The sequence below is a fragment of the Ruminococcoides intestinihominis genome, from assembly GCF_040096285.1.
GTDB classification, from domain to species: Bacteria; Bacillota; Clostridia; order Oscillospirales; family Acutalibacteraceae; genus Ruminococcoides; species Ruminococcoides intestinihominis.
This window is the reverse complement of record NZ_JBBMEY010000098.1, coordinates 1-854: the sequence shown is the minus strand read 5'-3', so window position 1 is coordinate 854 and position 854 is coordinate 1. Positions and strand designations below refer to the sequence as shown.

The 854-nt window shown below is 28.8% G+C and carries 1 protein-coding gene; it reads left to right on the top strand.

Annotated features, from left to right (window positions below):
- Positions 1-33 precede the first annotated feature (33 nt).
- On the top strand, positions 34-854 hold an 821-nt coding region (locus tag WMO18_RS10900), incomplete at its 3' end, for a leucine-rich repeat domain-containing protein (RefSeq protein WP_367286614.1).

Below are 854 nucleotides of genomic sequence, written 5' to 3'. Positions count from 1 at the left end.
TCAAATGGTTATTACTATAATCCATTTTATAATATGACTAGTGTAAAGAAGATTACATTTAATACTGAAAAAGTACCAACCACTCCATGTGCAGATACTTTTGAATATATGAACAACCTAGAAACTGTCTATGTTCCTGTTGATGGTTATAGTGATTATGTAGCTAAATTTTCACCATATATCAATAATGCAAGTTTTGTATTATTAAATAATAATGATGAATTTGTAGTTAAAGACAATGTACTTCTTTCATATCAAGGTGATAATTCAGAAGTAACAATTCCTAGTGGCATCACAGAGATTGGACCATCAGCCTTCCAAAATAATAAAGTTGTTACTGAAGTTACTTTCTTAAAGGATGTAGAAAAGGTATCTTCTAGAGCATTTTTAGGTTGTAAAAATCTAACTGATGTTGTACTTAATGATAACTTAACTTATTTAGGACTAAATGCATTTAGTAATTGTACATCATTAAAGAGTATTAATTTAACTGACAAAATCACTACTATCGGTGATTATGCTTTTAGTTGTTGTACTGCTTTAACAGAAATTACAATTCCAATTTCAGTAGAAACAATCGGTAACTATGCTTTCTATAAATGTACTTCATTAGTTGATGAATTAGTAATTCCATCATCAGTAAAAACTATCGGTGATTATGCTTTTGCAGAAGATAACAAAATCACTTCAATTATTATTAAAGGTAATGAAGATGGTACAACCATCGGTAATTATTCTTTCCAAAATAATACCAGTGTAAAAACTCTAGATTTAGGCAATGTAACATCAATAGGTACAAATGCATTTAATAATTGTGCTTCATTAAGTGGTAAGTTAACTATTCCGGACAGTGT